Below are 25,499 nucleotides of genomic sequence, written 5' to 3'. Positions count from 1 at the left end.
AAATAAGGCAGTGCCTAAAAGTTTAGAATGGAATGGTGCTTTTACGGTGGCAACGTGGGTGAAAAATCCAGAGATTAGCGCAGAAGGTGAATTTTTAGCCTCGTGGTGCGATAGACATGCCTTAAATTTAGCGAATTCGTACAATGCTTTGGTATACAATAGTGGGCATTACGGGGCTGCATCACATTTAGATGGTCATTTTGATATGGCCTATAAAATACTACCAAAAGCCAATGAGTGGCATCATATCGTTTTAACTTTTGATGGCGTGGTAGAAAAAATATATGTTGACGGCGTAATAGATAATGCTCAAATCATGCTTTTATCTTCTGCAATAGATAATGCAAAACTTATTGTTGGTGCATCCGATGTTGGTGAGCATTATTCGGGTTTAATGGCTTCATTTCAAATGTATAACTACGCATTAAGTGAAGATGAAATTATCAAACTTCAGAAAAAAAACAAACCGTAAATGGTTAATTTTTAATTGTTGGTGTTGTAAAAGTCTTCTGTTACTAGAAGGCTTTTTTTATTGTCAAATAAATGGTTAGTTGTATTGGTTAACTTATACTAATAAAAGCCTATCACCAGGAATTTATTTTATAAAGGTGAGTTCGCAAAACAAACAAGAAACCAAAAAAATAGTAATAAAATAGAAACCGGAATTGTGTAAACGGTTTTTATTAAGTGTGTGCTACACCTCGATATCGAGGTGTAGTTTTTTTTTTAGAATAGTTTGTACCTAAATTATTGGTTAAAATTGTATCAATAATAGCTACTTTCGAACCAATGATTTTTAATAAAGATTAATATTTTTAATTTCTCAATTAAATTTAATTCTTGTTATGAAATATATCTTACTTCTAGTCTTTTTCTGTACCGCCAGTTTCTCTAATTTAAGTGCACAACAGTATCAAGTAGAATCTCCAAACAAAACGATACAATTATTGGTAAATATAGAGGACGATATCTCATGGTCTGCCAACTTAAACGGGCAAGTCGTAATAGAAAAAGCAAGTGTAGGAATGCAATTTTCTAAGGGCGTTAGTTTTGGAATACAACCGCAGGTTTTAAATCATAAAATAAAGCATAATTCCGAATTTATCTATCCTGTTATCCCTCATAAAGATGCTAAGATATTAGATGAATATACCGAATTGCTAGTATCATTTAAAGGTAAGTACAGTTTAAGTTTTCGTGTGTATAACGATGGGATTGCTTATCAATTTGCCGATAAAAATAAAGTAGAGCGAAATGTGGTCTCAGAGCAATTAGATTTAACTTTTCCAGAACATACTTCAACATTTTTTCCAAAAGAAGAATCCATGTACTCGCATAACGAAAGGTATTATGTAAACTCATCATTAAAAGACATCTCTAAAGACGATTTTTGTAGCTTACCTGTGTTGTTTGATGCAAAGAGTGCAAAAGTTTTATTTACAGAAACAGCGTTACATGATTATCCAGGATTGTTTTTAAAAAGTAATGGTAATGAGACTTTGAAAGCAATATTTCCTAAATATGTTTTGGAAGCAGTAGATAAAGATGGAAAATCGGATAGAGTACAAACCATTACAAAAGAAGCCGATTATATTGCTAAAACCAAAGGAGATAGAACATTCCCTTGGCGCGTATTTGTAATAGCAAAAGAAGACCGCACATTAGTAGAGAGTAATTTAACCTATCAATTGGCAAAGCCAACAGCACTTAAAAATACCGATTGGATAAAACCAGGTAAGGTGGCTTGGGATTGGTATAATAATAACAATATTTATGGCGTAGATTTTAAATCGGGTTTAAATACAGAAACTTATAAATATTATATAGATTTCGCTGCTAAAAATAATATTGAGTATGTGATTTTAGATGAAGGTTGGACAAAATCTACTACAGATATTCTACATGTAAATCCAGATATGGATGTTAAGGCGCTTATAGAGTATGGTAAGGAAAAAAGTGTCGGTATTATATTATGGGTACTTTGGAAACCTTTAGATGCCAATCTTCAAGAAATTTTAGAAACCTATAAGCATTGGGGTGCCAAAGGTATTAAGATAGACTATATGCAAAGAAACGATCAGTACATGGTAAATTCTTATGAGCAAATAGCAAAATTATGTGCCGAATTAGAATTGTTGGTCGATTTTCATGGTGCATTTAAACCTTCGGGATTAAGAAGAACTTATCCTAACGTGGTTAATTATGAAGGTGTTAAAGGAAGCGAAAATAATAAATGGAGTAATGAAGTTACACCAGAGCATAATGTTACTTTGCCATTTATAAGAATGGTAGCAGGTCCTTTAGATTATACTCCGGGAGCAATGTCGAATACTCAGGAAATCAATTTTTCTATTAGCTTTGATAGACCTATGAGCCAAGGAACACGTGCGCACCAAGTAGCCATGTATACAATCTACGAAGCTCCATTACAAATGCTTTGCGAATCGCCTTCAAGATATTATAAGGAACAAGAAACGGTCGATTTTATAACGCAAATCCCAACGGTTTGGGACGAAACCAAAGTGCTGCATGCTGCTGTAGGAAATTACATAGCCATAGCCAGAAAGAAAGCCAATACTTGGTATATAGGCGCAATGACAGATTGGGATGAACGCACTTTAAATATAGATTTATCTTTTTTAGATGACGGGGATTATAACATGCAAATATTTAAAGATGGCGTTAATGCCAATAAGTTTGCAGAAGATTATAAAATTGAAAATTTAGAAGTAAATAAGCAATCTGTCATCCAAGCAAAATTAGCAAAAGGAGGTGGCTGGTCAGCTATAATAGTAAAAAAGTAAGATCAGTATATTATGCTAATTCTAAATTAAACAAACGCGAGTCTGTTTAATGATTTAGTAAAATATATTTTAGATTAAACTAACTACTTTGCTTGTATTTGCCTGGGCTGACGCCTATGCGTTGCGAAAAGGTTGAGGTAAAATGTTGTAACGACGAGAACCCAGAGGCATAGGCAATCTCCGAAATACTTTTTTGCCCTTCGTTAAGCATCTCTATGGCTTTTTCAATTTTTAAATTGATGATGTAGCTGTTAGGCGGATAACCTGTTACTTTTTTTACTTCGTAAGTAAATTTAGTTTTACCCATGCCAAACATATAAGCCAAATCGTCTATAATCCATTTTTTACTTAAATCTTTAAAAACAATTTGGTTCAATTTATCAATAAAGTGATCTTGTTCTATAATTTGTTTTTCGTTGCGAAGTAAATACCTGTACAAATCTATAAGTAGGTTTTCTATAAGGTTTCCTACTATAATTTCGTAACCTTTTTCATGTTTGGTTAGCTCGTGGGCTAAGGTTGTAAAATAAGTTTTAAAACTATTGGCTTTTTCTAAAACCAAACTTTTTTGGTTGGCAATTAAAGCGCCCAAATCGTTTTGGAACGTAGCGCTTAATTTGGTCCATTTACCGAGGTCTAGTGGCGAATCTTGGCTATAGGCCTTAGGTTTAATAACCATCCACATAATTTCTCCAATTTCCATTTTACCGCTTGGGCTTCCGTTATATTGCCAAGGGGCGGTAACCGAAAGGTTTCCTGGTAAGAGTTTTATCTGTTCGTCGTCAATGGCCCAATTGTATTTTCCGCTAACAACAAAGTGTATTTCTATACCATCGTTTAAATGAGGTTTCATGGTAGGGTCTATCTTCACCTTCGAAAATTTCATATTACCGAACTGGACTAAAAATGGTAAATCTGCTAAAGGTCCTTTATCAGACTTATGCCACCACACTCCAGAGCTACCAGTTTGTGCGTCTTTAATACTATGCATTAGGGGTTGAATTTGTTATATCCAAAGATATAAAATAAGCCACTATTCTATGTGATGTGCGACAAACTTTGGGATGACCTTACAGAATAAATCGTTAAATGAATACAATTCGATAAAATACTCCCCAATTATTAGCGTGTTTTAATGGTTTTAAACCCATTATTAAGTGTGTTAACAATAGTTGTATTTTAATTGTAAGGGGTAAAGTAGTTAAGAAAATATTCTAGGAGTGACTGATATTAATGTTTTGTTAAGTATGTTTTTTAAGAAGTGTTTCAGGTTTTAAAATGTTAAATTTATAGTATGCAAAAATTTTCTGAAGACTCGTAGAGTATAAGTTTTAATTATTTTAAAATAAAAAATATAAATAAAATTGATGCAGTTGTGGGCGGAAAATTATTGTAACTTGAAAGAACATTAAAATAACTAAACATGGAAACACACAATCACACACATTCAAGTTCTCAAAATACTAATGGGCAAAGTAAATGTCCGTTTTCAGGAGGCGCACCAAAACAAGTTGCGGGTGGTGGTACCCGAAATCAGGATTGGTGGCCTAATCGGTTAAAAGTAAATATTCTAAGGCAGAATTCTTCATTGTCTAATCCAATGGATGCAGAGTTTAATTATGCCGAAGCTTTTAAATCTCTAGATTATGAAGGATTAAAAAAAGACTTGCATGCGTTAATGACAGACTCTCAAGATTGGTGGCCAGCAGATTTTGGACATTACGGAGGCTTGTTTATTCGATTGGCATGGCATAGTGCAGGAACGTATCGTATAGGCGATGGTCGTGGTGGCTCAGGTGCAGGTCAGCAACGTTTTGCACCACTTAATAGTTGGCCAGACAACGCAAGTTTAGATAAGGCCAGACGCTTACTTTGGCCAATTAAACAAAAATATGGTAATAAAATTTCTTGGGCAGATTTATATGTGCTTTCAGGAAATGTAGCTTTAGAGTCTATGGGATTCAAAACTTTTGGTTTTGCTGGAGGTAGAGAAGATGTGTGGGAACCAGAAGAAGATGTGTATTGGGGATCTGAAACAGATTGGTTAGACGATAAACGATATTCGGGCGATCGCGACCTTGAAGATCCGTTGGCAGCTGTTGTAATGGGATTAATTTATGTAGACCCAGAAGGACCAGATGGTAACTGGGATCCTGTGTCGGCGGCTAGAGATATTCGCGAAACTTTCAAACGTATGGCCATGAACGACGAGGAAACCGTAGCGCTTATAGCTGGAGGGCATACTTTTGGAAAAACCCATGGCGCGGCTAATCCAGGAGAATTTGTAGGGCCAGAGCCAGAGGCAGCGCCTATAGAAGATCAGGGATTTGGATGGAAAAATAGTTTCGAATCTGGGGTTGGGGCTCATGCCATAACTGGAGGTCCTGAAGTAACCTGGACAGAAACACCAACACAATGGAGTAATAATTTCTTTAAGAATTTATTCGAATTTGAATGGCACCCACATAGAAGCCCTGCAGGAGCAAAACAATGGATTGCTAAAGATGCAGAAGCGACTATTCCAGATGCTTTCGATCCTAATAAAAAACATAAACCTACCATGTTAACAACAGACTTGTCGTTACGCATGGATCCAGAATACGAGAAAATATCCAGACGTTTTTACGAAAACCCAGACGAATTTGCCGATGCTTTTGCGCGTGCTTGGTATAAATTAACGCACAGGGATATGGGGCCAATATCACGTTATTTAGGCCCAGAAGTACCACAAGAGGAGCTAATTTGGCAAGATCCTATTCCGGAAGTAAATCACGAATTGGTAACTGAAGCCGATGTGCTTCAATTAAAAGGTAGAATTATAGAGTCTGGATTAACCATTCCAGAATTGGTGTCTACGGCTTGGGCTTCAGCATCCACATTTAGAGGCTCAGACAAACGTGGTGGCGCTAACGGTGCACGTGTACGCTTAGCACCTCAAAAAGATTGGGAGGTTAACAATCCAAAACAATTGGCTAAAGTGCTTAAGGTATTAGAGTCTATTCAATCTAACTTTAATTCAGGAGCTAAAAAAATATCCTTAGCAGATTTAATTGTATTAGCAGGAGGCGTTGGGGTAGAGCAGGCTGCAAAAGCAGCAGGTTATACTATTAACGTGCCATTTGCTCCAGGTAGAATGGATGCAAGTCAAGAGCAAACCGATATTGAAGCGTTCGACTATTTAGAGCCTTATGCTGATGGTTTTAGAAATTATAGAAATACAAAATTCGATATTGCAACCGAAGCGTTGTTGATTGATAAAGCACAACTTTTAACCTTAACAGCACCAGAATTAACCGTGTTGGTAGGTGGTTTAAGAGTGTTGAATACCAATTGGGACCAGTCTAGTAAAGGGGTGCTTACCGATAATCCGGAAACCTTAACTAACGATTTCTTTGTGAATTTATTGAAGATGGATACGGTATGGACAAAACTGTCGCCAGATAACGACGAGGTTTTTGAAGGTAAAGATAGAGTGTCTAAAAAGCTGAAATGGACAGCCTCTAGAGCTGATCTTATTTTTGGTTCAAACTCTGAATTGAGAGCCTTAGCAGAGGTATATGCTAGCGATGACGCTAAAGATAAATTTGTAAACGACTTTGTTGCTGCATGGACAAAAGTGATGAATTTAGATCGATTCGACTTGTAGTAATTTATAGTCTTTCTTAAAACAGAAAAGGCGGTTGTCCATAATAGATAGCCGCCTTTTATATTTTTTTCGGGAAAAATCACTTTTTGGTGTATTTAATATGTTTAGCTGAGTTTTTTCGACTAATAAGCATGGGCAACGAAACTCCTGCTGTGAGTGACAGCACTATAAACGCAGCTTTTATGCCGTTGTTTATTGTTTCATCTAAAGCGATGTCGTAAGTAGAAGCATGAATGTCTCCTGTTAATTTTATAAAACCTAACATAGATTTATAAGCAAATGCACCCGGTATCATAGGAATTACAGCAGGAATAGAAAACACTAAAGGAGGAGCATGTTTGCCGTGAGCGGCTTGTATGCTCAGAAAACCAATAATAGTAGCGCCTACAAAAGAACTTAAAACAATGTGTACATTGTAATGCATTAAAATAAGTTTGGATAAGCCTCCAATAGCAGCTAAAAGAGCAATCATACCTAGTGTGCGCTTAGGCACATTAAACAATACTCCAAAGCCTATAGCCGCAGTCGCCAGCCAAAATCCCATTTCTAAATAAAACAATGCATTCATAGTTTAAAAATTATAAATATACATAGTGGCTAACATGCCAAAAGCTATCGAAAGCGCTATAAGCATGGCGTGTGTGCCGCGCACCAAACCATTCATCGTGTAACCTTCAATCAGGTCTGAAAAAGAGTTGATAAGCGGTATACCTGGTATTAAAAATAAGACAGCAGTATTAAAGGCCAATTCTGGATGGTGACCAATACCTAGTTTTACTGCTCCCCCGGTAATTAAACAAGCAATACATGAAGCAAAACTGATACACAGGTAAGGATTGAATTTCAATTTTAAAACATAATGCCTCGCCAAAAATGCAATGGCTGTGGCTGTAAATGCAGTGGCCATATCTACATGCGAAGCTCCAAATAATCTGCAAAAGGCAGCGTCGGCAAGACTTACTAAAATTAGTGTGGTAAGAAGGGAGTATCTTGGTCGGTGTTTTAAAGTGTCGAGTCTGTTGTTTATTTCGGCAATAGACCATTGCTCTTGAATGACTTTCCAACTTAATTTACTAATGCCCGAAACTAAATTGAAATTTGCGCCGTGAGGTGGTGTTTTTCTAAAAGAATTATAAGTTGTGTTGTCTGTTTTATGTTTTACAACTATTAAAATGGTACGGTGTGTTGCTAGTAGTTCTGTGTCGTAACCCAAGCCATGTGAAATTCTATCTATAGTAAGTTTTATGCGGTTGGTACTGGCTCCAGCTCCCATTAGTAAAGCTCCCACTTCTAGTAAGCAATCAGAAACATTTTTAATATTATGCGTAGTGCTTGTATTCATTATTGCGCAGCCGTTTTTTACAGTATGAAAATACCAATAAAGTAAACGCTAACCAATTTTTTTACAGGTGAAGTGAATGGCGTTTACATATAAAAAAAATGGGCAATCTGTATTTAGATAGACCATTTTAAAAAATAAGAACTTCGTTCTAAGGGATTACTTTGTTAACTGTTTTATAGTTTTTATTGCTTAATCACTATTTTATCGATCACTTGTGTATTGGCAAAGACTTTAACAAGGTAATGACCCTGACTTAAATCGCTCATGTCTATATTAGAGACAGTGCCTTTTATGTCTTTAACCAGTACCCCAAGCAGATTATAAACTTGAATTTTTTCTATACGAACAGTCGATGACAAATTAAGTTTATTAGCAACTGGGTTAGGATATAGTTTTATGTCTTTAGCCGTTATCGTGTCTTGGTCTATAGAAAGTCGGTTTGCATTATACGTTAAGCTTATGTAGTATAAATTGGCAACATCTGCTTTAGTAATGGTGTGCGATCCGCTAGCTAGCGATACGGTAATGAGTCCGTTATTAACAGCGTGTTCTGTACCGTCAATTTTGATGTCTCCAGACCAACCTTCGTTAAATACTAAGGTCAGGTTTCCTGCTTGTGTAGCATTAAAACTGATGTTGGTACTCGATTCAATTTTCAAGCATTGCGTTAATGTTAATCCGTTATAACTAACAGTTCCTTTAGAATCGGAAAGGTTTCCAGAAATACTATAAAAGTTACTTTGGTCGTCTGAAACCGTAAAGTTGTGAATTTCATCACTGCTTGGTGTTGGATCCTCATCGGTATTTGGTGTTGCCGAAATTGCATCAGAATTTAACGAGCCATTTACTTTAATCCAATAATAGTATGTCGTGCCATTGGCTGCGGTTTGGTCTGTATAACTTTGGCTAGTTGCCGATACGTTAGCTAATTTGGTTCTTCCGCTAGGGTCTGCATCAAGATCTCTATACACTTCAACACTGGTAACATCTACATAGTTAATAGTCCATGATAAATTTACAACACCATCACCGGCTGAAGCGGAAAGATTAATTTCCGGATCGCTAGGCGGTGTTATCTCGCCTCCAAATTCTACAGCACCTAAATCGGGAGCAGTACCATTGTAAGCAATTCCAGAAGCGCTAACACCAGCATCTATAAGGGCACTCGTACTTTTTAGATTTAAAAAGCCATTACTTGTAGGTTGAGCGTTAGGTCCCTGAGATAGGGTTTCGAAATCGTTTTGACTTACCTCTAGGCTGCCGTCTACATTAATAAAGGCATTTGGGGCTGAATTATTACCTCTGATGCGGTCGGTTTGAGAATTGCCAAACGACACATTGTTTTTCCATACGTGGTTTGCTCCATCGCGCGTATGGATGTTGTATTCTGCATTGTTGTAAGCAGTGTTATTGGTAAATTCTATTGCGCCAATATTACCGTTGTCTGTAAATCCATGCTTTCCGTTATTAAAGGCTATACAGCGACGTACAATATGGTTAATTTGATGTGCAGACGACCCTAATTTGAATCCGTTTTTGTCTCCTCCGCCAGACGATCCGCCTGTCGTTAAGGTTCCGTTGCTGTGTGCAATGCAATCTTCGAAAGTTACAATGCCTATTGGACCAGTATCGCTTTTTGTGTATAAATCCCAACCGTCGTCTATATTATGATGCGACACACAACCACGGAAAATATTACCTTCTCCACAGGTTAATTTAGCGGCAAAACCATCTGCATCTTCATTATCTGAATCGCGATTATCGTAGGCTTCACAATTTAAAATAAGGTTGTGGCTAGGCCAATCGCTAATGGATGTTGCTGAGGTATTGTAACGGCTTAGTTGTAAACCTGTGTCGTGATTTTTTCTGAAAATACAGTCTTCAATAATATTATGGTTTCCAGATAATAGCATGCCGTTATCGCCAGCTTCTTCAATAGTAATACCTTTAAAGTGCCAATAATCGCCATCGAGAACAATACCACGATTAGATGATGCTTCGCTCATAGCCGAAAAGTTGAAAATAGGCGTGCCTTCGTAAGCTTCAACTGTAATTAATGCATTGGCACTCCCGTTGTTGGTTATAATTATAGAAGCATTGAAATTGTAAGTTCCTCCTTTAACATAAATGGTTCCACCAGAACTTACATTGCTTAAAGCGGCTTCGAAAGTAGTTGGAGAACTGCTTGTTCCCGAATTGCTTGCGCTACCATTTGTTGCTACATAAATTGCTGAAGAATTTATAGGAGGAGTTTCATCGTTTTCCGGTGTTGCGCTAGCCGAATTGGAATTGTATTCCCCGTTTATTTTAATCCAATAATAATACGTCGTGTTGTTGCTTGCTGTATTATCTGTATAAGTGCGGTTATCTGAAGCAATACTCGCAATTCGTGTTCTTGTTGCAATATCTGCTGATGTGCTGCGGTATACTTCTTGACTAGTAACAGTTACTTGGCTTGCGGTCCAGTTTAAATCTACACTATTATTTCCTGCTATAGCAGTTAAATTAATTTCTGGAGTTTCGGTAGCATTTGGAGTTGCCGAAGCGGCGTTCGAGGAGTACTCGTTGCTTACTTTTATCCAATAATAGTAGGTTGTGCCATTATTTGCTGTAAGGTCTGTGTACGTATTGGTGTTTGCATCAATATAAGCTAAGCGTGTTCTTCCACTAGGATCTGCATCAGTATCGCGATACACTTCTAAAGTTTCGGTTGTTATATTGTTGCTGGCCCAATTTAAGATTACGCTAGCATCTCCTGCAGTGGCGGTTAAAACAACCTCTGGATCTTCTATAGGGGTTTCGTCGTCTTCAAAACTTAAACTCATATAATAAAGATTTCCAGTATCGCCTTTGGTTATGGTGTGAGCGCCTGCAGCCAAAGCGGTATTTAATACGCCAGAGGATACGTCGTAATTGTCTCCGTCAATTTTTATGCTTCCAGACCAGCCGTCGTTAAAAACTAAAGTAAAGTTTCCTGCGGTTTGTGTAGTGAAACCAATATTTGTGCTCGATTCTATTTTAAGACATTGGGTAAGCGTGAGTCCAGCGTAATTAACAGTGCCTTTAGAGCTGGATAAATTTCCATTGATGCTGTAAAAGTTACTGGAGGTTCCAGAGGCGGTAAAGTTATGGTCTTGGTCTCCAGTAGAACCATTTCCGTTGTTTCCAGAAGTTGGTGTTGCTACTGCAGCATCGGAATCTATAGTTCCGTTAGCCTGTACCCAATAGTAATAGGTGGTGTTGTTAATAGCAGTATTGTCTGAATAACTGGAAGCGCTAGCAGCAAGATCTGCAATTTTTGTTCTTCCACTCGGGTTATTGTCGGTATCTCGGTAAATGGTAAAGGCTGTAGCTGTAAGGTTAGCTGTAGTCCAGCTTAAATTAACCGAACTGTCAGAAGTTGTAGCCACGACGTTAACGACAGGATCTTCGGTTATTATTGGGGCTTCGCCTTCGCCTTGCACATACACGAGGTTTGTGTTGTAGTTTGTTAATGCCGATTTTAAGCCGGTATTTACATCGTACGAGGTATCGTCTACAGCATTGTTAAAGGTCCATGTAAAGTCTCCGCCTTCAATACGTCCGGAGTATGTTGTTACCTTATTTTTTGCATTTTCTGGGCTGTCTGCTGTATAATTGTACATCACAGCGCTGTTGGTATCGAAATTATTATAGCTGTTCGAGCCGTATGCAGAAGTAACGCTATTGCTTAGAGTTTGGTTTCTGCTGCTTACTACATAGGCATCAAAGTCTGTAGTGGCGTTTGGATAATTATTGTCTCCGTAGGCTACAAATCGTCTTGCGCCTTCTATGTAATTGTTGAAAGCTTTAATTGTACCACCGTCTTCTTTAGAAAATGTAGGCATGTCTGAATAATCGTTGCTGCCTTCACTTTCGTTGTAAACATCGGAGCCTTGCATGGAAGTTAACATTGGATATTTACAATTTCTGAAATAATTGCCTTCAGAAAAAATTGAAGATGCTTCGGTAGATCCGATGCCATATTTCGCGATTCCATCGTAATAATTGTTGTAAACATGTGCCGAAAAATAGCGAACTCTTGGGTGTCGCGAGTCGGAATGGTCGTACCAATTATGGTGATAGGTTATGTATAGGCCAGATGTGGTATTCTCGCTTAAACCTAGGAGATTGGATTTTCCAGAATCCCAAAAGTGATTGTACGAAAATGTAACATAAGTAGATTTTTTACAGTCTAAGGCGCCATCGCCTTTAGCTTGATCGGAATCTCCACCAGCATCGCCATAAAAGAAATCGCAGTTATGTACCCAAACATATTGGTTGTTTTGTTGCAGACCAATATTATCGCCTTCGCCGCTATCGCAGTTCATGGTTCCTAAGTTTCTAATTTCAATATTGGTGGCATTTTTAACACGTATGCCCCAGCCGTCTGCGGTGGCATCGTCTCCCACACCCTCTAAAGTTATGTGGCTCGATGCGTTGTTGCTGTTTTCAATAATAATGTCGCCGTTTTGCATGTAAGACATATCGGTTACCTGCCCAATGAGTCTGATAATTAACGGTCTATTATCCTTTCCTTTTTTGAAGCCTTCTAAAATGGTTTGAAGGCCAACGCAAGGGTTGGAGGTTGCACCTGTAACATCCAGGCTTACTGTGTTTTTGGTGTTTTCGGTAATGTACAAGATTATAGCATTGTCCTTTGGGGTGCCGTCTATTTTGTAAGCACCAGGCACTCGACCGTTACTAAACGCAAAGCCGGCACGATCGTGAGCTAAAACCGTTATAGGGGTAGATGTTGTAGCGCTACCTTCTGCGCCGTTAATTACTGGTACAACTTTTAAGGTGTATTGGCCAGCTTTTAAACCTAATACGTCTGCACGATAGTAGTTACCATAACTGCGTATGAGTTGTGTGTCTATTTTTTGGTTTGTGAAACCTTCGCCAGTATAATATACATTATAACTGTCTGCTTCAGAAATGGGAGTCCACTTAATATAAGCAGACTCTAGCCATCCCTGAGCGCTGTTAATTGATACGGTTTGTGCGGTTGTTACAAGCGCTACAAACAGTAAGCCTAGGGAGAAAAGTGTTTTTTTAAACATGATTGTGTTTGTTGGTTTTTAATTGTTAGTTTGTGAAATAAAAAGTTAAAAAAATAAGTAATTCATGATTTAAGTCTTAAAAATTAATATTGTTAACAATGTAATCGATTACATTAAAAGTATAAACTTTTTTAGAAACTATCGTTTAATTTCTAATTTTTTCGATGAACGGTAAAAGGGGAAGTGCTTGATTTTGATGTTGATAAGTAGCTGTAAAGCTCACAACCAGTGGTGTCGTTCGCTTTTGTTGTTGTTTATAAAAAAGATTAGATTTTTTAAGTGTTATTTTTACATTTTTCAGGTGAAAATGTGATTTTTTATAAAAAGTTATAATGACGTATTGATAACCCAGAAAAGAAAAACTATTTTTAGTAGGTTTTGGTTATGAGTCGTTTAGGTGCTTGTAATGAATCTGTAATTATTTCGAATTCAATGACGCCCAGAAGTAGTTCTTCTTCGGTTAATACATGTACACTCCATAAACCTGGTTTAATATTATTTTTGTAAGTGTAACCGCGGTAACCTTGGTCGCGTCCGCCCGTAATATTAAAGGCAATATCATCAGCCACTTCCCAAGTGTCTTTCACTTTGTTAAACCACATCCATCGGTGAGTGATTGATTTTTCTAATGCCGTTGGCGCAAAAACCGACGAAAAAACGTATACCGGTGTATTGGGGGTGTGTATGTATTTAGATCTGTAATCGCGCCAGAAAATGAATTGTTTCTTTTGTTCGTAAGTAATGGTGTATTGGTTGTTTTCTTTAGTAATGTTATGGGCAACAATACCAGTTTGTAGCGCAAGTGGTACGGGAGGTATAAGTTTAAAATAATAAAACAGATTTATGCTTAGGTATATTGATAGAATGATGCTAAGTAATTTTGCTAATTTAATCTCAGCTCTGGTGCTTGGGCTTTTCGCGTAAATAAAAAGAATTAAGCAAACCGTAACGCATAAACTTACACCTCCAGATATTAAAAATATATTTGGATTCATATCCTTTATAAACACAGGAATCATAAAGGTAAAGAAGGTAAAGCTGATGAAAAAGTAAATACTGAATTGTAAATATTTGTTAGAAATACGTTTTTTTAAAAATTCGTTGGCTAATAGTAAGACTACCAAGATTACAAAAAACGATGCGGTTTTAGAGAGCGATACACTTCTGGAAAAATAGATAACGTAGGCGCTAGATAAGCCCCCAAAGAAAAATTGAATGGCTAGCGGAAAATAGGGTTCAAACCGTTCTAGGGCTGTGTGTTTCCATTTGCCGTCATCGGCTACATTGTATAGGTATAGCGTTATGCTAAGTGCAGACATATGTAAACACAGTACTACTAAATCGTAAGTGCGGTCTATTCGTCCAAGCGTAAGTGTATCAAAAATAAATCCGCCAATAAAAAATAAAATTGGTGCATACTTTTGGTGTCTACGAATAAAATCCGTTAAGCCACAATGTTTTAACTTTGAAAAAGTACGTTTCATAACAGACGTTAAAATGCCTAAAATTTTTGTTAGACCTCATTTAGGCTAAACCACCGTTTACACAAATATTTTGTCCAGTAATCCAGCGTGCATCCTCGCTCGCCAAAAATAATACAATAGGGGCAATGTCTTCGGTTTCTCCAATACGGTTAAAGGCCGATAAGCTTGCGAGCCTGTCTAAAAGTTCTTGCGATTTTCCAGCTTTAAAAAGCTCGGTGTTTGTAGGTCCTGGGGCAACAGTGTTGGCTGTTATGCCTTTGTGGCCTATTTCCTTGGCAAATACACGTGTCATTTGTTCTACCGCAGCTTTAGATGCAGAATACATGCCGTAATTAGGAAACATAACTCGGGTTACCGTGCTGGAAATGTTAATGATTCTACCATTGGGTTCCATTTTGGCTGCTGCTTCCTTCATAGAAAAAAAGACGCTCTTCGTATTTGTAGTAAACGTATTGTCGAAATCTAATTCGCTAGTTTCGCTAATAGGTTTCATAATTAAAACACCAGCATTATTAACTACAATATCTATTTTTCCAAATGTATTAATTGTGCTGTCGTAAAGTTTGGTAATTTCTTTAGGTTTACTAATGTCGGCTTGTATGGCAATGGCTTCTCCGTTTTTTGCTTTAATTTCAGAAACTACAAGGTCGGCTTGCGTTTTGCTTTTGGCATAATTAATTACAACTTTAGCCCCGTGGTCCGAAAATAATGTTGCAATAGTTTTTCCCATACCTCTAGAGCCACCAGTAATTATAGCAACTTTATTTTGTAAATTAATCATAATAAAAATGATGTTTTGGATTATTGTAAATATAACCCATTAGCATGAACGCATGAAATGAATACAGGATGTTTATTTGTAATAAAAATAAAACAAGGTTTACTAAAACAGTTGTTTTTAGTAAACCTTGTTTGTAAAGATATTGTGTTTTTATTAATCTCTAGAAATTCTGATGCTAGAGGTACGATCGTTCATGTCGTCGTCGGTTAAACAATTTACATCATTGTAATAGGTTTTGCTTTTACCTCCGTAATTTTCGTTTTGATATATGGTTATTTTATAACCACGAGGAACCTCTATAGACGATAAATTGTCGTTACCAATTCCTAATTCGTCGTGATTGTATCGCCCTTCATCTAAGGTTACACTGCTGCCTCTAAAACCACAATCTTTGTATAAAGTAACCCCTCTGTTAGAAGAATGGCTGTTACTACGGTGACTGCTGTTGCGGCTACTGCTACTACTGTAATTCGAGTCGCCACCACATAAAGATGATGATACTTTGGTAACTGAAGATACTCTATCGTTTTTAACTAACATAAGTAAACATTTGTCGTTACGCTCTTTATACCAATACAACGAAATTAAAGACGAACCATAACTTTTTTTAACCACGTATCCGTTATCTTGTAATCTGGAAGATGCACTAGGTTCAGACATACCGCTAAGTTCATACAAGTTGATGTCGTCGCGGTCGTTTGATGAATGATGAGAACTTGAGCTGCTTTTACCGCAATCGAGCTCTGGAGCTTTTACTACAGATTGCACTCTGCCATCTACAAGACGTACAGAAACACATTGGTTTTTACGGCTATTCCACCAATTTTGGTAAATTCCTGCAGACGATTTGTCTACACTCTCTAAATGATAACCTTTGTCTTCTAAAACTTGTTCCGAAGAACTACCACGCATGTCTACAATTTCTCTTAAATCGTAAGCTGTTTCTTGAGCAAATGCAAAAGCATTAACAAAGAAAAGTAAAATAATTACTAAGCTTTTTTGTGTTTTCATTGGTTTGTTTTTAATTGATTAAATATTGAGTTAACTGGTTTTTTGATGAGGTATTACTATAAAATTTCAGGGTTTTAAATATGTTAAATTATAATGTTGTGTTTTAAATTCATTATAAAGTTACTAAAAAAATAGCGTTAAATAAGCTGATAAATATCATGTTTTTATCTAAATAGCTATTTCAATCGTTTTTTGTTAATAATTTTTGTTTTGGTAAGGTGGGTATTTGTAGTGAATTTAATCTTTAATGTATATAATGTTGGTTTCTAAACCTTGAACGACTAGTACAATTTCTGTGTCGGATTTTTTTCTGTAGTGGAAATCCCCGCCTTTATTTCCATATTCTATTGTGAATTTATAATCGGTATCTGTGATAGATTCGTTTTCTACCGAAGCAATCTCGTGAGATTGTTCAATTAATGCTTTAAAACATTCTGTAGTTCCCGTAATGATATTACAAAAATCATCAGATGTAAATCTAACGCCAGTTAAATCGTTCGCATTTGCGTACCAAGTTCCCCGAATCCAAGATGGTGGGTGAAATCTAGAGTGGTCATCAGCATCATTGTTGTCATCGGAAGAATCGCAGGCAAAACATAGCATTAAGCTTAATACAAGTAAAAGTTTTTTCATAAAGGTATTTTTAGGTTTTACTGCAAGTTACATATTTTAATACATGAAAACTATAAAAAAAGCCCCAGATAGTTCTGAAGCTTTTTGTCTGTATAGTTCTGAATTTTAAATATTTAATACTTTATTAGTTTTAGGGTTTGCGTTCTTCCGTTACTAGTTGTAACACCTATTAAATATAGGCTGGCTGGTAATTCGGAAATGTTAAAGGCGTTGCCAGTTTGAAAATTGCCTGTAAAGGTTTTTATGGTTTTACCTGTAATATCGAAAAGTTCTACTTTTGCGACCTCGGTATTTATATAAAACTCTGAAGCCGTTGGGTTAGGGAAAATTGACAACGGCGTTGTTATAACATCTTGCTCTGTACTTAATGTTTTTGCAGGATTATTACCATAAATTTTGAAGGTTCCAGGTTCTAGAACGATGGCGTTTGTAGCTGGTATATTCGTGTCGTCCATTAAATTATACCAAGTGCCATTGCTCGAAAATTCTGGATTTACAGTTTGCGCTGTGGTGTCGAAATTGGCAATAATTACCACATCCGATAATTCGGAGCTTGGCAAGGTATTATCCCAAATACGAATTAGCGGGGTTAAATTGCCCGAAGTAATGGTATAATCGCCTTCAAAAACAGGCTCGTTAATTTTTAAAGCATTTAATCTAGCCCAAGTATCGTAAATGGCTTTTCTGTTGCTGTTTGCAAGCCAGTTGTTGGTCCATTGTGGTTGCGGTTTGGTAGCTAATTTGCAGTCTACGTTTTCAGACACACTTCCGTCGGAACAGGTGTTTATTGAATTTTCCATACCCAAATCGCCAAAATGCCATATCATTTTAGGGCCAGGAATGCTTAGACTTACAGCGCCTAATGCTTCCATGCGTGCTAAAGCTGTGTTTAAGTCTTTTACAGAATACGATCCCGAGGCGGCGCCATATTGCAGGTTTTTATACATCAGGCGTTCTTCGTCATGACTTTCGGCATAGCCTACTAAACGTTTGCTGTTGAAGCCATGGGATTTGTGTCCCATACGATTAATATTCGAGTTTGAAGCATAACCCATTGTTAGCTGGTTGTACGGGTCGGTCATTTTTCCCCACATCATAATGCCTTTGCCTTCATCGGTTCTGTAGTTCGCCCATTGTTGTTCTTCGTTATCTTGGCCAAGATGTTCAAAAATAACGTAGTGAGAAGCATCTAGGCTCCAGGAATAATCGGCGTATTGTTTTAAAATATCTACACGATCTTGTTGGTAGCTGTTGGTGCAGGATTCATTATTAGACGTACAGTTTTGAGTGAATCCTTTGGTTAAATCCCAACGAAATCCGTCAATATTAAATTCTGTAATCCAGTGCTCAACCACACGCTCTACGTAATATTGGGTGCGTTCCTGCTGATGGTTAAAATCCATACCCACGCTATAGGTGTGTGTAGCGTATTCGTTAAAATACGGGTTTTCACTACTAGGGTTTCCCCAGCCGTCGCCATCGGTGTCATCCATCCACATACGCACCATAGGATTTCTGCCGTAAGCGTGATTTAAAGCGAGATCTAGTATAACTGCAATTCCGTTTTGATGGCACACATCTACAAGCTCTTTAAATTTATCTTCTGTACCGTAAAATTTATCTAATGCCATATGGAACGCCGTGTTGTAACCCCAGCTTTCGTTGCCTTCAAACTCCATGATAGGCATGAGTTCGATAGCATTGATGTTTAGATTTTTGAAATAATCGATGCGATCTATTATATCTTGAAAATTACGGTCGGCATCGAAGTCACGAATTAAAACTTCATAAATGACTAAATCTTCTTTTTTAGGTTTTTCAAAGTTGGTAACCTGCCAATTGTATTCGGTTTTTCCAGTTTGTAATACGGTAACTTCTCGTTCTTGTCCGTTAGGGTAGGCGGGTAAGTTAGGGTAGGAGCTTGCCGGAATATAAGGATCGTCAAAAGGCGATAACACCAGTGTCGAAAACGGATCGGCTGTTTTTACTAAAGTAGGTGAGTTGCTTACCGGATTTTCTGCAACTACCCAATACTGGTAAGTTTCGATGCTTTGAGGGGTAAGACCTGTAAGTTCTAACCAGAATTTACCTGAGCTCGGATCTTTTTTCATGGCGTATGCCGATGTAGGCTGCCAATTATTGAAACTTCCTACCACATAAATAAAATCCTTAAGCGGCGCATCTAAAACCAAGGTCGCTTTTGTAGCATCGGCATTATTGTAGTTTATACCATTTTCTAAGCCAGCAGGTATAGCCTGAGTTATAGTTCCTGGGTTTAGCAATACGGAAAAAGATTTTGTAATAGTTTCGGTGCCTTGGGTGACGGTAAGTGTATAATTTTGATTTGTTGTGATGTTGGTATGTGTGTACGTGTAATCCGATGTGTTAGAATCGGTGTTTAAAGTGGTGCCATTACTAGATAGGGTGTAATTGGCATTGCCATTAGTGTTTGAAGCTGAAATTGAAAAATTTCCGCCTGTATTTAAAATACTGGTGCTGTTTTCTGCAGGAGTGTTTAGGGTGACTTGAAAGCTTCCTACATTAATAAAAAAATCGGAACAACCAGATGCTTTTAACTCTTGATTTCCTGCCGCATTTCTAAATACCAAACCTATTTTGGTGGCCGATGTGGCTTGTGCATCGCTTAAATTGTAATAGGTTTTTGGTACAAATGTAATGCTCCAGATGCCATTGCCATTATTGGTCATTTCTCCAATACCATCGTCTTGTCCCCAATTGCCAATAACGCTATAGCCCCAAGGGTTCGCGTCGTCGCCAATACCAGAATGCAGGTATACTTTAGACGGATTGTTTAATGAGTTACAGTTGGTGTTAGAACTATTTATGTCTACGGTTATAGTTACGCTGTCATCTGTATTAAAAGTTGATGGTGATGTAGACACTTGCGCAAATACGCCTAGATGATATGCGAAAAATAATAAGGCGAGTAATTTTGTTTTCATAGTCTTTAGTTGAAAGTGTTAAACAAAAAAGGCTATGATTTCTCATAGCCTCTTTTTTGCAATAAGGTATTACTCTTGAGCTATTAAAATATAGCTACCATCTAAATCGTTAAACCAAATATTATACGTTCTTGTAGTTACAGGAACATTAGGGCCGTCTTGGGTTGCGTAACCACTAAAGGCGGTAGAACCTCCCCAGTTATTATCCCAAGCATCTTCGGCTCTAAATTTTAATTCGCCATCGCCTAAACTTACGTTGTTAATGTACCATAAGTGCGGATCGAACTCAGATTGAGTCATATCGGTATCGGCATCCCAACCACCTTCGGTGGCATCACCTATAATTCCAATAGTGTTGTAAGTAGCCGCAGCCGAAGCATCGTAGGTATCTAAAGTATAGGTCATGTCTGTAATATTCATATGGAACTCGTAGTATCCGCTAGCAGCAATAGCAAAAGCTTTAGGATCGTCTGTAGAACCATCGTTTACAGCTAATATGCCGTTTTCGCCACCCCATTGTGGCTGCCAAGCCATACCTTCTAATAATTTAAAGCCTTCTCCGCCACCTTCAAAATAACCAATAAACGAGTAAACGTCTTCATTCTCTGGATTTCTAACAATTGGTGTGTTGTTATTTTCTGGACTCCATCCTGCGGCTGTAGCATCGCCTACTAAGAATAAGTTTCGGAACGTTGGGAAATTATCGCCGCCACCTTCTTCTAAAATAGTTAATGTTAGGGTTTGCACAGCGGTATACATTTCTATATCGGTTTCTGTGCCAGGGTAAGCACGAACTCTAAACGATACATTTCCTGTGCTAGGGTTTTCGGTTTCAGGATCGTTGTCTAGTCCAGCTTCTTCGGCAAGGCTTAATAAATCGCCAATAGTAACAGCTGTTTCGTTGTCGCTGGTGGTACTAATTACAACACCATCGGAAAAGTCGCCAATGATAGAACGCTCTAAATCGTAAGAGACATTAGTTTGTAAATCGAAATCGGCATCGCTCCAGGTAAAACGCTCTCCTAAGTTGCTTGACGTTGCAGAAGATAACAGATATTCTGATAAAAACGCATTGGTGAATTCGAAATCGCCTTGCGGAGTTGCTATATAGGTCAGGCTGTCGTCGTCTATACAGGAGTTTAATGTTAACGCGCTTATTACAAATAAAGCTAATAGTTTTATATTTTTCATTGTCTTATAGTATTAATGTTAGTATCCGTCGTTTTGAATTAAGTTAGGGTTTGTTAAAATCGTGTTGTTTGGAATAGGGAAAAGCTTTCTAAAGGCGTCGGTTGCAGAACCATTACGTTGATTCGCTTTAAATGGCCATAGGTAACTTCCGGTTGTGAAGTAGTTGAAACGAATTAAATCGGTACGTCTTTGGCCTTCCCAGTACAATTCTCTAGAGCGCTCGTCTATTATAAACTGAAGGTTTAACGTTCCTGCAGAAATATTACCAGAAGAGTTCCCGTAGGCACGCTGTCTTATTTGGTTTATTAAAGAAACTGCAGTGTTCATGTCTCCGTTTCCACCACGTAAAACGGCTTCGGCATAGTTTAAATAAATTTCTGGTAAACGGATGATGGCTAAATCGGTGTCTGTAAATTCACCTGTAGTATCGTTACCGATATTGCCATTAGAGTCTACATTTTTAAATTTAGTTGAAGCATACCCGTTACTAAACTGAGGAATGTTTTCGATTTCCAACGATTGTCCATCGGTATAAAACATGCCACGCGTATCGTTAGGTGCAAATTTTTCTACCAAAGCTTTGGTTACGCGGTTACCACCCCAACCACCGTTAACGCCAAATTCTGTTGGATCCATAGTTCCGCCAATTGCGGCATGAATTAAAAAGGTAGATCCGCCATAAGTTGTAGTTTGTGTACCATCGAATAGGATGGCGAAGATAAATTCGTTTTGGGCTCCGTTAGTATCGTTGTCGGCTAAAAACAATTCGTCGTAAGCATTGCCGTTACCATTGGCATCGGTGGTGTTAAGACGATACGTTGAGTTAATAACTTGGTTAGAATAAGTAACACAATCGTTATATCGTGCTGTTCCCGACCAAACTTCTGCATTAAGGTACAGTTTAGATAGTAATGCCCAAGCAGCTACTTTGTCTACACGACCGTATTCGTTAGATTGACTTTCAGGAAGTAAATCCTGAATTTCTAATAATTCGGCTTCAATAAAATCGAAAACTTCGCTACGCGGACTTTGCGATGGTAACTCTGTAGAAATACTGGTTAACAACGGTACGTTTCCGAAAAAATCAATTAAATTCATATAAGCAAATGCTCTTAAAAATCGCGCTTCGGCTATAAAAGATTGTGCTTCTGCACCTTCTAAAGCAGCTGCATTTTCTATAAACGAGTTACAGAACGATACTTCCTGTGCTAAACGTAAGTACATGGCACCAGAAAACGAGTTGCTAGACGTCCAGTACATACCGTGTAAATCTGGTAAGCCGGAATCTCCCCAACCAACAACGGCGTGGTCTGTGGTTAATTCGTTTAAGTTAAAAAGCATACGGGTGTATTGCGAAAAGCCTTGGTCGATATCCGAAATATCTGGTGAGCCACTATCGCCTCCTTCTTGTCCTGTTAAAGCTAAACTTCCGTATAATTTGGCAAGAGCACCTTTGGCTTCATCTACATTGGCAAATACATCTTGCTCGGTAAAACTATCGGGATCTATAGGATATTGGTCTAGGTCGCTATGACAGGCTGTCAAGGTAACACCGATAGCTATTATTGGGATTATTCTTTTTATAATATTTTTCATAATTCAATTTTTTAAAAGCTAACATTAAGTCCTAATACGTACGTTCTTGGTCTAGGATAGAAACTGTTGTCTATACCGCCATCTATTTCAGGGTCTAATCCGTCGTAATCGGTTATTGTTACAAGGTTTTGTACCGAACCGTAAATTCTAAAAGAGGTGTCTTTTATAGCGTTATCTAATGTGTAACCAAGAGTAATGTTATCGATTTTAAAGAAAGACGCTTCTTGAATCCAATGGCTGCTTAAAAAGTTGTTATCGGTTTGGTTTACAAAACCATCTGTTAAATAATCGGAATGGATGTTCCATAAAAAGTTGTTTGTTGTTGGTATAACACCGTTTAGGTACGAGTTACCAGAAGCCACATTGTTGTAAGCATAATTACCAATGCTGGCACGGGTAATTACGGCTAAGTCCCACTTTTTGTAGTTTAAGTTGGTGTTTAAGCCCATTAAAACATCTGCATACGGATTGCTGTGTATGTATTTGTCGGCGTCGTTAATAACGTTGTCGCCATTACGATCTACAAAAGCACCTTCGATAGGTTTTCCGTTTTCGTCGTACACTTGTTGAAACACATAAAAACTATATGGAGCTTCTCCTTCAGTGTGTAGTTGAACGTTGTTACCAACACCACCTGCAATACCTCCAACAACTTGATCGAAAGGTAGGTTGGTTATTTTATTGTCGTTAAAGGCAATGTTGTAGTTTATAGACCATTCAAAGTCCTCTGTTCTTACAGGAATTAAGTTTAATGCAAACTCGATACCTTTGTTTTCCATGTCGCCAATGTTTTTGTCTATTTGGCTACCAAAATTGGTAAAAGGGTCTATAGATGCAAAGGCGATAAGGTCTTTGGTTTGCTTAATATAGGCGTTAACCGATCCCGAAATGCGACGGTCTAGGAAACTATAGTCTAAACCAACGTTAAAAGTGTTACCCACTTCCCAGCGTAAATCCGGATTTATTGGGTCTGGTCTGTACGTTTGATAAAAACTATTGCCAAACTGATAATTGGCATTAGATTGACTGCCAGTGTAACGCGTTAAAAATAAATAATCTCCTAGTCCATTTACGTTACCAACTTCACCATAACCTACTCGTAATTTTAATTCGTTTAAAGAAGAGTCTTTTAGGAAGGATTCGTTATGAATATTCCAAGCTAATGCTACAGAAGGAAAGAATCCCCATCTGTTATCTGGGTTTAGTTTTGAAGAGGCATCGGCTCTTAAAGTCGCGGTAACTAAATAACGGCTGTCGTAGTCGTAATTGAAACGTCCGAAATACGATAATAACACGTTTTTAGATTTATCTATAAATTCGTAAACATTACCACGTTGTTCGGCTTCGCTATCGTAGCTGTAATTGTCATATTCAAACGATTGATAAGAATATCCTAAAACACCTGTAAAATTATGAAGCTCGTTTACAGACTTGTTGTATGTAAAATAAGCGTCGAATAACTTGTTGGTCGATTCGTTTCTGTAAGTCGATCTAGATCCGTCCCAAGTGGGGTCTGTGCTAGGCATAAGCTCCGAAGTGATGTTGCGCCCATGGCTGTTTGATTTGTCGATACCAATGTTTACGGTGGCTACAAGGTCTTCAAAAAAATGCAATTGATAATCAAATTTAGCATTACCAATAAAACGTCTTACTTCCGATTCGTCATCGTTTAAATTCAATAAGGCTACTGGATTGGTGTTGGCTAGGCTAGGCTCTAAACCTGTTGCAGGGTCTATCCAAGACGAATATCCTCCGTAAGGCAAACTGCTATCGTAAACAGGTTGCGTTGGAGCATAGGTGTTGGCCGAACCAATGGCACCGCGGTTTGCGAAAAAGTTTTCGGTGTAATTACCTCTGGCGTTTAATTCTATTTTTAAATGATCGTCGAATAATTTAGGCGTTAAGCTCAAAGAGGCTGTGGTACGCTCGTAGCTGTCGCGCTTTAGAATTCCTCCATAATCGGTGTAAGAAACCGAAGCTCGCATGGGTATACCCCAAGCAGCACCTAAGGCGCTAAACGAATGATCTTGACCAAACGCATTGGCGTAAATTTCGTCTTGCCAATCGGTGTCGTAATTTTGTAAAAGACCGAGTGTAGTTTCGTTGGCTTGCGGATGCGTAGTAACTACTTGTCTAAATTCGTCGGCGTTTAATACATCAACTTTAGAAATTGGTGTTCCTACAGAAGTTAATGTGTTTAGGCTGAATTTGAAATCACGATCTTTACCTTTTTTTGTAGTCACCAAAATAACCCCGTTAGCAGCACGCGAACCATAAATAGAGGTTGCAGACGCGTCTTTTAATACGGTCATGCTTTCAATATCGTTAGGATTTACCATGTTTAATGGGTTACGAGACCCTCCAACACCACCTTGATCTAACGGAATACCGTCCAAAACAATTAATGGGTTGTTGTTTAGTGACAATGAGCTGTTACCACGAATTCTAATTTCTTGGCCATCTCCAGGGGCTCCCGAAGAAGAGGTTACCGAAACCCCGGCAACTTTACCAGAAATTAGCTGAGGTGCATTTACAACAGGGCCTTGGTTAAAGTCTTTGTCGGTTACTAAATCTGCAGCTCCAGTAAGGTCTTCCTTTTTAACGGCACCATAACCAATTACAACCACTTCGTCTAAAAGTGCTGCGTCTTCAGTTAAGGTTACGTTTAAAGGCGATTGCCCAGTATATGTTACTTCTTTACTGGTGTACCCGATAAAAGAAAATACTAAAACATCGCCGTTATTAACGGTAAGCGTGTAGTTTCCGTCAAAATCGGTGGCGGTTCCCGTTGTTGTTCCTTTAACTATAATATTTACACCGGGTATGGGTAAATTGGTAGTTGTTTCGGATACAGTTCCTGTGACAGTGTCTTGCGCCAACATAACAGCTGGGTATAAGAACAATGCCAGTAATAAACTATTAATAATTGTTTTCATACAATGTAATTGAGTTAAATATGTATTAGTT

Annotated in this window: 16 protein-coding genes; 4 read left to right on the top strand and 12 right to left on the bottom strand. The window is 37.9% G+C overall.

Features of this window, described 5'->3' with window-relative positions; translation table 11 throughout:
* Positions 1-10 precede the first annotated feature (10 nt).
* The 3 genes from ACR9EA_RS14365 to ACR9EA_RS14355 all read left to right on the top strand — a co-directional run bounded on the left by ACR9EA_RS14365 (position 11) and on the right by ACR9EA_RS14355 (position 2,804).
* Positions 11-472 (top strand): LamG domain-containing protein, encoded by a 462-nt coding sequence (locus tag ACR9EA_RS14365; RefSeq protein ID WP_435134513.1) that lies wholly within the window; start codon positions 11-13, stop codon positions 470-472.
* A gap of 79 nt (positions 473-551) precedes the next feature.
* Positions 552-656 (top strand): T9SS type A sorting domain-containing protein, encoded by a 105-nt coding sequence (locus ACR9EA_RS14360; RefSeq protein ID WP_435134510.1) that lies wholly within the window; start codon positions 552-554, stop codon positions 654-656.
* Between the two features lie 189 nt (positions 657-845).
* A complete protein-coding gene (locus ACR9EA_RS14355) occupies positions 846-2,804 on the top strand; it encodes a glycoside hydrolase family 97 protein (RefSeq protein ID WP_435134507.1) in 1,959 nt (652 codons plus the stop codon).
* Between the two features lie 79 nt (positions 2,805-2,883).
* Here ACR9EA_RS14355 and ACR9EA_RS14350 read toward each other — a convergent pair whose 3' ends face one another.
* The gene (locus ACR9EA_RS14350) at positions 2,884-3,795 is read right to left on the bottom strand and encodes a helix-turn-helix domain-containing protein (protein ID WP_435134504.1); all 912 of its coding nucleotides are present in this window, start codon (positions 3,793-3,795) and stop codon (positions 2,884-2,886) included.
* A gap of 432 nt (positions 3,796-4,227) precedes the next feature.
* On the opposite strand from ACR9EA_RS14350, the gene katG reads away from it, so the two are divergent.
* Positions 4,228-6,450, top strand: coding sequence for a catalase/peroxidase HPI (gene katG, locus ACR9EA_RS14345; RefSeq protein ID WP_435134501.1), 2,223 nt, complete (start codon positions 4,228-4,230; stop codon positions 6,448-6,450).
* 79 nt (positions 6,451-6,529) lie between these two features.
* Here katG and ACR9EA_RS14340 read toward each other — a convergent pair whose 3' ends face one another.
* The 11 genes from ACR9EA_RS14340 to ACR9EA_RS14290 all read right to left on the bottom strand — a co-directional run bounded on the left by ACR9EA_RS14340 (position 6,530) and on the right by ACR9EA_RS14290 (position 25,468).
* Positions 6,530-7,018: a threonine/serine exporter family protein gene (locus ACR9EA_RS14340; protein ID WP_435134498.1), complete on the bottom strand. Its 489-nt coding sequence runs from the start codon at positions 7,016-7,018 to the stop codon at positions 6,530-6,532.
* A gap of 3 nt (positions 7,019-7,021) precedes the next feature.
* Entirely contained in the window at positions 7,022-7,792 is a 771-nt protein-coding gene (locus ACR9EA_RS14335) for a threonine/serine ThrE exporter family protein (RefSeq protein WP_435134495.1), read from the bottom strand.
* Between the two features lie 182 nt (positions 7,793-7,974).
* Positions 7,975-12,873 (bottom strand): T9SS type A sorting domain-containing protein, encoded by a 4,899-nt coding sequence (locus ACR9EA_RS14330; protein ID WP_435134493.1) that lies wholly within the window; start codon positions 12,871-12,873, stop codon positions 7,975-7,977.
* Between the two features lie 368 nt (positions 12,874-13,241).
* Positions 13,242-14,357 (bottom strand): DUF2914 domain-containing protein, encoded by a 1,116-nt coding sequence (locus tag ACR9EA_RS14325; protein WP_435134491.1) that lies wholly within the window; start codon positions 14,355-14,357, stop codon positions 13,242-13,244.
* A 40-nt stretch (positions 14,358-14,397) separates the two neighbouring features.
* Entirely contained in the window at positions 14,398-15,138 is a 741-nt protein-coding gene (locus tag ACR9EA_RS14320; RefSeq protein WP_435134489.1) for an SDR family oxidoreductase, read from the bottom strand.
* Between the two features lie 153 nt (positions 15,139-15,291).
* Positions 15,292-16,149, bottom strand: a complete 858-nt coding sequence (locus ACR9EA_RS14315; protein ID WP_435134486.1) for a hypothetical protein — start codon at positions 16,147-16,149, stop codon at positions 15,292-15,294.
* Between the two features lie 237 nt (positions 16,150-16,386).
* Positions 16,387-16,782: a hypothetical protein gene (locus ACR9EA_RS14310; RefSeq protein ID WP_435134483.1), complete on the bottom strand. Its 396-nt coding sequence runs from the start codon at positions 16,780-16,782 to the stop codon at positions 16,387-16,389.
* Positions 16,783-16,895: 113 nt separating this feature from the next.
* Positions 16,896-19,745 carry an alpha-amylase family glycosyl hydrolase gene (locus ACR9EA_RS14305; protein WP_435134482.1) on the bottom strand — a complete coding sequence of 950 codons (2,850 nt, stop codon included), beginning with the start codon at positions 19,743-19,745 and terminating at the stop codon, positions 16,896-16,898.
* Between the two features lie 69 nt (positions 19,746-19,814).
* Positions 19,815-20,936 carry a SusF/SusE family outer membrane protein gene (locus ACR9EA_RS14300; RefSeq protein WP_435134480.1) on the bottom strand — a complete coding sequence of 374 codons (1,122 nt, stop codon included), beginning with the start codon at positions 20,934-20,936 and terminating at the stop codon, positions 19,815-19,817.
* A gap of 18 nt (positions 20,937-20,954) precedes the next feature.
* Positions 20,955-22,532 (bottom strand): RagB/SusD family nutrient uptake outer membrane protein, encoded by a 1,578-nt coding sequence (locus tag ACR9EA_RS14295; protein ID WP_435134477.1) that lies wholly within the window; start codon positions 22,530-22,532, stop codon positions 20,955-20,957.
* Positions 22,533-22,543: 11 nt separating this feature from the next.
* Positions 22,544-25,468 (bottom strand): SusC/RagA family TonB-linked outer membrane protein, encoded by a 2,925-nt coding sequence (locus ACR9EA_RS14290; RefSeq protein ID WP_435134474.1) that lies wholly within the window; start codon positions 25,466-25,468, stop codon positions 22,544-22,546.
* Positions 25,469-25,499 lie beyond the last annotated feature (31 nt).

The sequence above is a fragment of the Formosa sp. A9 genome (assembly GCF_051200825.1).
GTDB lineage: Bacteria > Bacteroidota > Bacteroidia > Flavobacteriales > Flavobacteriaceae > Formosa.
This window is presented reverse-complemented; position numbering and strand designations above follow the sequence as displayed.

What these genes read in the sequence shown, in the direction of transcription:
- ACR9EA_RS14355 (WP_435134507.1), top strand. Translation starts at nt 846, where the DNA reads ATGAAATATATCTTACTTCTAGTCTTTTTCTGTACCGCCAGTTTCTCT.
- ACR9EA_RS14350 (WP_435134504.1), bottom strand. Translation starts at nt 3,795, where the DNA reads ATGCATAGTATTAAAGACGCACAAACTGGTAGCTCTGGAGTGTGGTGG.
- katG (WP_435134501.1), top strand. Translation starts at nt 4,228, where the DNA reads ATGGAAACACACAATCACACACATTCAAGTTCTCAAAATACTAATGGG.
- ACR9EA_RS14340 (WP_435134498.1), bottom strand. Translation starts at nt 7,018, where the DNA reads ATGAATGCATTGTTTTATTTAGAAATGGGATTTTGGCTGGCGACTGCG.
- ACR9EA_RS14335 (WP_435134495.1), bottom strand. Translation starts at nt 7,792, where the DNA reads ATGAATACAAGCACTACGCATAATATTAAAAATGTTTCTGATTGCTTA.
- ACR9EA_RS14330 (WP_435134493.1), bottom strand. Translation starts at nt 12,873, where the DNA reads ATGTTTAAAAAAACACTTTTCTCCCTAGGCTTACTGTTTGTAGCGCTT.
- ACR9EA_RS14325 (WP_435134491.1), bottom strand. Translation starts at nt 14,357, where the DNA reads ATGAAACGTACTTTTTCAAAGTTAAAACATTGTGGCTTAACGGATTTT.
- ACR9EA_RS14320 (WP_435134489.1), bottom strand. Translation starts at nt 15,138, where the DNA reads ATGATTAATTTACAAAATAAAGTTGCTATAATTACTGGTGGCTCTAGA.
- ACR9EA_RS14315 (WP_435134486.1), bottom strand. Translation starts at nt 16,149, where the DNA reads ATGAAAACACAAAAAAGCTTAGTAATTATTTTACTTTTCTTTGTTAAT.
- ACR9EA_RS14310 (WP_435134483.1), bottom strand. Translation starts at nt 16,782, where the DNA reads ATGAAAAAACTTTTACTTGTATTAAGCTTAATGCTATGTTTTGCCTGC.
- ACR9EA_RS14305 (WP_435134482.1), bottom strand. Translation starts at nt 19,745, where the DNA reads ATGAAAACAAAATTACTCGCCTTATTATTTTTCGCATATCATCTAGGC.
- ACR9EA_RS14300 (WP_435134480.1), bottom strand. Translation starts at nt 20,936, where the DNA reads ATGAAAAATATAAAACTATTAGCTTTATTTGTAATAAGCGCGTTAACA.
- ACR9EA_RS14295 (WP_435134477.1), bottom strand. Translation starts at nt 22,532, where the DNA reads ATGAAAAATATTATAAAAAGAATAATCCCAATAATAGCTATCGGTGTT.
- ACR9EA_RS14290 (WP_435134474.1), bottom strand. Translation starts at nt 25,468, where the DNA reads ATGAAAACAATTATTAATAGTTTATTACTGGCATTGTTCTTATACCCA.